Below are 8,100 nucleotides of genomic sequence, written 5' to 3'. Positions count from 1 at the left end.
GCTCGCCTCGAAGCCGAACGTAAAGCCGCCGAGGAAGCGGCTCGTCTCGACGCAGAACGCCAGGCCGCCAAGGAAGCCGCTCGCCTCGAAGCCGAACGCCAAGCCGTCGAGGAAGCACTACGCCTCGAAGAGGAGGAGCGTGCAGCCGTTGAGGAGGCGATCGTTCGCGAGCGCGAACGCCAAGCCGCGGAAGCAGCAGCCCGCCTTGAGGCGGCACGTAAAGCCGCCGAGGAAGCGGCTCGTCTCGAAGTGCAACGCAAGGCCGAGGAGGAAGCGCAGCGTCGATCCCTCGCCGAAAGCCAGCCGCCGGTTGCGGTCGCGACAGCCAAGACTCCGGAGCAAACGGTGGTAATGATCGCCGACGATTCACGCGTGGTACGCGTCAAGACCGGGCGCTTGCTCAGTGCCCATCAATACCAGGTGTTGACGGCCGAAGACGGACTGGACGCAGCGCAGCAGATCGGCAATTCCCTGCCCGATGTGCTGGTGACCGACGTGGACATGCCTGGCCTGAACGGTCTGGAACTGGCGCGCCAGTTACGTGGCGATCCACGTAGTGCACATCTGCCGATCATCATGGTGACCTCGGATAGTGACCAGTTGCGCAGCGAAGCAGACGCGGCCGGCGTCGACGTGCTGCTCGGCAAACCCTACCCCGAGGACGAGCTGATTGCCCACATCCAACGCCTGGTGGCCGCACGGAACGGCGCTTGACAAGACGATGAATGCCGCGGGTCATCATCAATCCCTGCGCCATGCGGAAGCGCCTTCTGATCTGGGGGAACTTCTGGTCGTCTGCCTGTGCGCCGAATGGTGTGGCGTGTGCCGCGAATACAGAGAGGGCTTCCAGCAAATCGCCAGACAATTCCCGGCGGCCTGTTTTCACTGGCTGGATATCGAGGAGCACGCCGACGACCTGGGCGACCTGGATGTGGACAATTTCCCGACGCTGGTGATCAAGCGTCGGGATTGCGTCCTGTTCTACGGCACGATGCTGCCCACACCGAGTCACCTGCGACGCACGCTGGAGGCCTTCCTGGAACAAACCCCGGAAGAGAGTCTGGAATACGCCTTCTCCAGCGTCGAACGGCGCTGCTGGCAGGAAGATGAGGATCTGCTACGGCTGGGCGCGGACGAGTTGAGCCGAATCTGCACGCCGGAGTAGCAGTCGCTTGTTGGCCGTTTACAAGGCGACCAGCAATCCCTGCTCGTCGCGCAGCGTGCCGACGCGAATCAGGTCTCGGGCCAGCCACTGCGCCAATTCGTCGTTACTCATATTCAGATAGCGCGCGTTAACACTCTGGCAGAAACTGAGGCCGGCAAGGAACTCGGGAAGATCGGCGCGCGGCAGTTGCCGCCTTTCGAGCAAGGCGAAGGCAAGGATCACCTTGAGCGCGTGTCGCACGAGCAGGTCGATGTCCTGCTCGAAGGCGCTCAGCCGGCGATAGGCGCGCTCGAAGGCATCTTCGACCTCGACGAAAGGTGCCCCGTGACCGGGAATCACCACATCGACCGGCAGGCGGGAGAGCACGTCGAGCGTCTCGCGCGCCGCCTTCAGGCCGCCGGCCTCCTCGGGATGGCCCAGGATTTCCGAGAAAATGACCCCGAAACCGTTTCGCCACAAGGCATCACCGGAGATCAGGATGCGCCGCTCCTGGTTGTGGAAGGCGAGCGCGTCCATATCGTGGCCAGGGACCGCGATCGCTTGCCAGTTGAGGCCGCCGAGTTCGGTTTCATCGCCGGCGGCAATCGTCGCATGGTGACGGAAACGCGCCGCCGACTGGCCGAGCGGCGAAAGCAGCAGCGCTTCTTCGTCCCACTCGGCGATCGTCGCGTCAATGCCATCGGGAACGATCACCTGACAGCCGAAGGCCGCGGCGACCGCCGCGTTGCCGCCAATATGGTCGGAATGCGAATGCGTGTTCAATAGACGGGTCAGTCGTCGACCGGCCAGCGCGTGTTCGAGCAAGGCCACCGTCTGGCTGGCATGGGTGACGTAGCCGCTGTCGATCAGCGCTGCCTGCTCGCCTTCGAGGAAGACAATGTTGTTCGACGATAACCAGCCGCGTTCAAGAACCAGGAGATTATCGGGCAGCATCAGGCCTTGTCCGGCGAGTCGCCGTCAAGCCCCTCATCGATGATCCGCAGTGGCCGCAACTCCTCGACCACGATCCCCTGGGTAGCCTCAGATACCGGTGCCGGCGGCCGACCGCAACCCAGGCAATAACCGGAATCCGGGTCGAACATGCAGACCCCGACGCAGGGGTAATCGTCTTCAGGAGTACTCATCTCAGCGCTCGCAGTCGCCGCGGAACTCGCCGCCCGATGCGCAGCCGGCGGGGTCGTGTTCGAGACGGCGACGCTCGACCGCGAGCAGGATCTGCAAACGTTGCTCGTCGAAAGCGCGGCTCCAGACGGCGATTTCGTCGAGCGTCCGGAAGCAACCGAGACAGAAGCCGCCAACGCCATCCATCTTGCAGATATTGACACAAGGCGAAACGATTCTTTGCGTCGCGACTCGGGTCGTCACCGGTTTACTCCAGTTGAAAGCCATTTCCCCCCCACGTTAACCACTAAGCAACGCGCTGCCGCGAGAGCAGCGCTCGCGCAGCTTTCGACGCCGGCGCACGGCCCAGGTGGCGCGAGATGAACTGCCCGGCGGCGACCAGCTTGTCGAGGTCGACGCCGCTTTCGATGGCCAGGCCATTGAGCAGGTAGACCACGTCCTCGGTCGCCACGTTGCCGCTGGCACCAGGCGCGTAAGGGCAGCCACCGAGTCCGGCGATCGAGCTGTCGAATACCGCCATGCCCATTTCCAGCGAGGCGTAAATGTTGGCAATCGCCATGCCGTAGGTATCGTGGTAGTGACCGGCCAGCCGCTTGATCGGCACCACCACCGCACAGGCCTCGATCATGCGCTTGACCGATGCCGGTGTGCCCGCGCCGATGGTATCGCCGAGTGAGACCTCGTAGCAACCCATGTCGACCAGTTGCCGGGCGACCCAGGCGGCTCTCTGCGGATCGACCGCGCCCTCGTAGGGGCACGCAACCACACAGGAAACGTAACCACGCACGCGGATATCCAGCGCGCTGGCGGCATCGACCACCGCGGCGAAGCGCTTCAGGCTCTCGGCAATGCTGCAGTTGATATTCTTTTGCGAGAAGGCCTCCGAAGCGGCACCAAAGATGGCGACTTCCTGCGCCCCGGCCTCGACCGCCGCATCGAACCCCTTGAGGTTGGGCGTCAACACCGGGTACGACACCTGCGCGCCGTGCAGCGGACTCGCCAGCACGGCGCGCAAGACTTCGGCGTTGTCGGCCATTTGCGGCACCCACCGCGGCGACACGAAGGAGGTCGCCTCGATGGTCGACAGCCCGGCCCCGGCGAGGCGTTCGATGAGTTCGATCTTGATCGCCGCCGGAACCATCTGCTGCTCGTTCTGCAAACCATCGCGCGGGCCAACCTCGACCAGCTTCACTCGTTTCGGCAGCGCCATGTCACTTCTCCGCTTCGAACTCGACCAGTTCGGCGCCGTCGGCGACCTGATCGCCGACGGTGTAACAGAAGGCCTTGACGGTGCCGTTCTTCGGCGCCGTGATGGTGTGTTCCATCTTCATCGCTTCAAGGATCAGCAGTGGTGCGCCCTTGTCAACCTGCTGCCCGACAGCGGCCAGCAAGGCGATGACCTTACCCGGCATCGGCGCCGTCAGACCACCCCCCTGCGTCCCCCCGGCTTCGACCAGATGCAGCGGGTCATCGCGCAGGATGACGTAGTTGAACCCGTTAAGGAAGACGTGGCGTTTCTGTTCCTGCTTTTCGTTGACGGCGATGACGCTGGCGACCAGGCGGCGATCGTCGAGTTCGACCGCCAGCTGGCCGGCAAATCGCCCGCTATCGAGAAAACGGCCGCGCGCCAGCACTGACTCGCTGCCCAAGGTCAAACGCCAGCCATCCGCCTCATAAGCGACGATGACCTCGTGCACGGTATCGCCATTACGATAGGTAAGCGTGCGGCGCGCCTGGATATTCAGCCGCCAGCCATCGTGCGAACTCCATGGCGACCACGGGTCGCCCGAGTGCCTGGCCTTGGCGATGGCAGCGGCCTGATCGCGCAGCAGGCCGGCGACGGCGGCGATGAAGAAGACGTTCCTGGGCGGCTCGCTGTGCGCCGGGAAAAGGAAGTCGCGGCTGCGCTCGATCAGGCTGGTGTCGAGATCGGCGTTGGCGAAAGCCGGACAAACGACCAGGCGCGACAGGAAGTCGACGTTGGTATTGACACCAACGATGCGGTAGTCGGCCAGCGCCTGCCGCATGCGCGCCAACGCCGCATCGCGGTCAACGTCCCAGACGACCAGTTTGGCAATCATCGGGTCATAGTAGGGCGTGATCTCGTCACCCTCTTCGATACCCGTGTCAACGCGAACGTTGAGAGTCTGCGCCGGCGGCGAGAGATGCACCAGGCGCCCGGTCGAGGGCAGAAAATCCTGCTCGGGGTTCTCGGCGTAGATGCGCGCCTCCAGCGCATGGCCGCGAATGTCGAGTTGATCCTGACGCAAGGGCAGCGGCTCGCCGCTGGCGACGCGCAACTGCCACTCCACCAGATCCTGCCCAGTGATCATTTCGGTCACCGGATGTTCGACCTGCAGACGGGTGTTCATCTCCATGAAATAGAAGCTGCCGTCCTGCGCAAAGGTGTCGCTGGCGATGAACTCGACGGTGCCGGCCCCGACGTAGCCAACCGCTCTGGCGGCATCCACCGCTGCCTGGCCCATCGCCGCACGGCGCGCTGCCGTCATCCCCGGTGCCGGAGCTTCCTCGAGCACTTTCTGGTGCCGGCGTTGTACCGAGCAGTCGCGTTCGAAAAGGAAGACGCAATTGCCCTGTGTATCGGCAAAGATCTGAAACTCGATATGTCGCGAACGGTTGAGATACTTCTCGATCAGCACCTTGTCCGAACCGAACGACGATACCGCCTCGCGCTGGCACGAAGCCAGCGCGGCGACAAAATCCTCGCTGCGCTCGACCAGACGCATTCCTTTGCCGCCGCCACCGGCCGCCGCCTTGATCAGCACCGGATAGCCGATGGCGTCGGCCCGTTGCTGCAACAGTGCGGGCTCCTGGTCGTCGCCGTGGTAACCGGGCGTTACCGGCACGCCGGCCGCACTCATGATCGCCTTGGCCGCGGACTTCGAGCCCATCGAACGAATCGCGTCTGCCGGCGGGCCGATGAAAACGATTCCCGCGTTGGCGCAGGCGTCGGCGAAGTGGTCGTTCTCGGACAGGAAACCGTAGCCCGGATGAATAGCCTGAGCGCCGGTCCGCCTGGCGGCGTCAAGTATCCGTTCGCCGACCAGATACGATTCGCGGGCGGCGGCCGGGCCGATGCATACCGCCTCGTCAGCCAGGCGTACGTGGCGAGCGTTGGCGTCGGCCTCCGAATAGACGGCGACGGTACGCACACCCATGCGGCGCGCGGTCTTGATCACGCGACAGGCGATCTCGCCACGATTGGCAATCAGAATCTTTGTAAACATCGAAACACCTTTCGCCTGCACGCCGCCAGGGTGGCGTGAATGATGGGTCACGGGTCAACAGCGGTAAGCCGCGCGGAGAAGCGTCGTCAATGCGGGGCGTTGCACCCCGGCCAATCGGTGCCTCACTCGACGGTCCAGCTCGGCGGTCGCTTCTCGAGAAAAGCGGCCAGACCTTCCCGGCCCTCGGGGCTGGCGCGGACGCGGGTGATGCGCTGCGCGGTCTCGGCGATGGTCTGCTCGTCGATCGGCTGCCCGGAGACGACACGAATCAGCGCCTTGCACTCGGCCTTCGCCTGCGGACCATTGGCCAGCAGGGCGTCGAGAATCTCGCCAATCGCCTCGTCCAGTTGCTCGTCGCCGGGAACGATCTCGTGCAGCAGCCCGATGCGATAGGCCTCGGCGGCGGAGAAGCGTTCCGCGGTAAGCATGTAACGGCGGCTGTAACGCTCGCCGATCGCCGCCAGCACGTAGGGGCTGATCACCGCCGGGATGATTCCGAGCTTCACTTCGCTGAGCGAGAAGACGGCATCGTAAGTGCCGACGGCGATATCGCAGGCGGCGATCAGGCCGACGCCACCGCCGTAAGCCGGCCCCTGGACGCGAGCAATCGTCGGCTTTGGCAGTTCGTTGAGCATCGACAACAGCTCGGCGAGCCGGTTCGCGTCGCGCAGGTTTTCCTCCGCGTTGTAGCCGGCAGCTCGCCGCATCCAGTTGAGGTCGGCACCGGCGCAGAAACTCTTGCCGGTGGATGACAGCACGACCGCGCGAACGCCATCATCCGCTGCGAACTGCTGCAGACCATCGGTGATCTCGGCGATCAACTGCTCGTCGAAAGCGTTGTGACGCTGCGGCTTGTTCAAAGTCAGAATGCCGACGCCGCCGTCGACCTCGGTAACTATCGATTGGTACTCGCTCATCAACGCCCCTTACATCCGGAAAATGCCGAACTTCGTCGCTTCGGCTGCAGCGTTCATCGCCGCTGAAAGGCCAAGGCCGAGGACGCGGCGGGTGTCGGCGGGGTCGATCACCCCATCGTCCCACAGTCGCGCACTGGCGTAGTAAGGATGACCTTGCGCCTCGTATTGCTCGCGAATCGGCGCCTTGAAGGCCTCTTCGTCCACGGCGCTCCAGGACTTCCCGGCAGCCTCGAGGCCATCGCGCCGGACCGTCGCCAGAACCGCTGCCGCCTGTTCGCCGCCCATCACCGAGATACGTGCATTCGGCCACATCCACAGGAAGCGTGGTGAATAGGCGCGGCCGCACATGCCGTAATTGCCGGCGCCAAAGGAACCCCCGATGACGACGGTGAACTTCGGCACCTTCGCACAGGCCACGGCGGTGACCATCTTGGCGCCGTCACGGGCGATGCCGCCGTTCTCGTACTTGCGACCGACCATGAAGCCGGTGATGTTCTGCAGGAACAGGAGCGGGATGCCACGTTGCGCACACAGTTCGATGAAATGGGCCGCCTTCAGCGAAGACTCGGAGAACAGGATGCCGTTGTTGGCGACGATGCCGATCGGGTAGCCCCAGACACGCGCAAAACCGCAGACGATGGTCGTCCCGTAGCGCGCCTTGAACTCGTCGAAATCCGAGCCATCGACGATGCGGGCGATGATCTCGCGCACGTCGAAGGGCTTCTTGGTGTCGCACGGGATCACCCCGTACAGTTCATCGGCCGGGTACAGCGGTGGACGCGGTTCGCTCAGGCTGAGCGACGGGCGTTTGCGCCAGTTGAGGTTGCCGACGATGCGGCGGGCGATGGCCAGCGCGTGCGCATCGTTCTCGGCGTAGTGATCGGCGACGCCGGAGATACGGGTATGGACATCGGCGCCACCGAGATCCTCGGCGGTGACTATCTCACCGGTCGCCGCCTTGACCAGCGGCGGCCCGCCGAGAAAGATCGTTCCCTGATCCTTGACGATGATCGACTCATCCGACATCGCCGGCACGTAGGCGCCACCGGCGGTGCACGAGCCCATCACGGCGGCGATCTGCGGGATGCCGGCCGCCGACAGGTTGGCCTGATTGTAGAAAATGCGGCCAAAGTGCTCCTTGTCGGGGAACACCTCTTCCTGCATCGGCAGGAAAGCGCCACCCGAATCAACCAGATAGATGCATGGCAGGCGGTTCTCGCCGGCGATCTCCTGCGCCCGCAGGTGCTTCTTCACCGTCAAGGGATAATAGGTGCCGCCCTTTACCGTCGCATCGTTGGCGACGATCATGCACTCGACGCCGTTCACCCGGCCGATGCCGGTGATCAGCGACGCCGCCGGGACCTCGAAGGGATGCGCCGCGTTGCCACCATACATGCCGTAAGCGGCAAGCTGTGACAGCTCGACGAAAGGCGAACCGGGATCGATCAGCGCGTTGACCCGCTCGCGCGGCAGCAGCTTGCCGCGCGCCAGGTGCTTCTGGCGCGCGCTTTCGGGACCGCCGAGGGCGATCCGGGCCACCGTCGCGCGCAGGTCGGAAACGACGAAGCGCATCGCCTCGGCGTTGGCCTTGAAATCGGCGCTGCGCGCGTTGAGCTGAGTATTGTAGACGGGCATCAGAAACCTCCAC

General features: G+C 64.2%; 9 protein-coding genes. 2 read left to right on the top strand and 7 right to left on the bottom strand.

From position 1 onward, the window contains the following. Together RUW20_RS00660 and RUW20_RS00655 are read left to right on the top strand one after the other, a co-directional pair. On the top strand, positions 1-714 hold a 714-nt coding region (locus RUW20_RS00660; protein WP_313950258.1), incomplete at its 5' end, for a response regulator. Next, entirely contained in the window at positions 671-1,165 is a 495-nt protein-coding gene (locus tag RUW20_RS00655) for a thioredoxin family protein (RefSeq protein ID WP_313950257.1), read from the top strand. The genes RUW20_RS00660 and RUW20_RS00655, both read left to right, overlap by 44 nt. Before the next feature lie 18 nt (positions 1,166-1,183). Here the strand turns inward: RUW20_RS00655 and RUW20_RS00650 are convergent, their stop codons facing one another. The 7 genes from RUW20_RS00650 to RUW20_RS00620 form a co-directional block, all read right to left on the bottom strand. Further along, positions 1,184-2,098: an MBL fold metallo-hydrolase gene (locus RUW20_RS00650; RefSeq protein WP_313950256.1), complete on the bottom strand. Its 915-nt coding sequence runs from the start codon at positions 2,096-2,098 to the stop codon at positions 1,184-1,186. After that, a complete protein-coding gene (locus RUW20_RS00645; RefSeq protein ID WP_313950255.1) occupies positions 2,098-2,289 on the bottom strand; it encodes a DUF1289 domain-containing protein in 192 nt (63 codons plus the stop codon). Before RUW20_RS00645 ends, RUW20_RS00650 begins: the two co-directional genes overlap by 1 nt. 1 nt (position 2,290) lies before the next feature. Further along, the gene (locus RUW20_RS00640; protein ID WP_313950254.1) at positions 2,291-2,530 is read right to left on the bottom strand and encodes a DUF1289 domain-containing protein; all 240 of its coding nucleotides are present in this window, start codon (positions 2,528-2,530) and stop codon (positions 2,291-2,293) included. A gap of 43 nt (positions 2,531-2,573) precedes the next feature. Further along, positions 2,574-3,497: a hydroxymethylglutaryl-CoA lyase gene (locus RUW20_RS00635; RefSeq protein WP_313950253.1), complete on the bottom strand. Its 924-nt coding sequence runs from the start codon at positions 3,495-3,497 to the stop codon at positions 2,574-2,576. Position 3,498: 1 nt separating this feature from the next. Next, positions 3,499-5,535, bottom strand: coding sequence for an acetyl/propionyl/methylcrotonyl-CoA carboxylase subunit alpha (locus RUW20_RS00630; RefSeq protein ID WP_313950252.1), 2,037 nt, complete (start codon positions 5,533-5,535; stop codon positions 3,499-3,501). A gap of 122 nt (positions 5,536-5,657) precedes the next feature. Beyond that, entirely contained in the window at positions 5,658-6,452 is a 795-nt protein-coding gene (locus RUW20_RS00625) for an enoyl-CoA hydratase/isomerase family protein (RefSeq protein ID WP_313950251.1), read from the bottom strand. 9 nt (positions 6,453-6,461) lie between these two features. Beyond that, positions 6,462-8,087 (bottom strand): carboxyl transferase domain-containing protein, encoded by a 1,626-nt coding sequence (locus RUW20_RS00620; RefSeq protein ID WP_313950259.1) that lies wholly within the window; start codon positions 8,085-8,087, stop codon positions 6,462-6,464. Positions 8,088-8,100 lie beyond the last annotated feature (13 nt).

It is taken from the genome of Accumulibacter sp. (genome assembly GCF_032229525.1).
GTDB lineage: Bacteria > Pseudomonadota > Gammaproteobacteria > Burkholderiales > Rhodocyclaceae > Accumulibacter.
The sequence above is the reverse complement of the archived record's forward strand: the minus strand, read 5'-3'. Positions and strand labels throughout refer to the sequence as shown.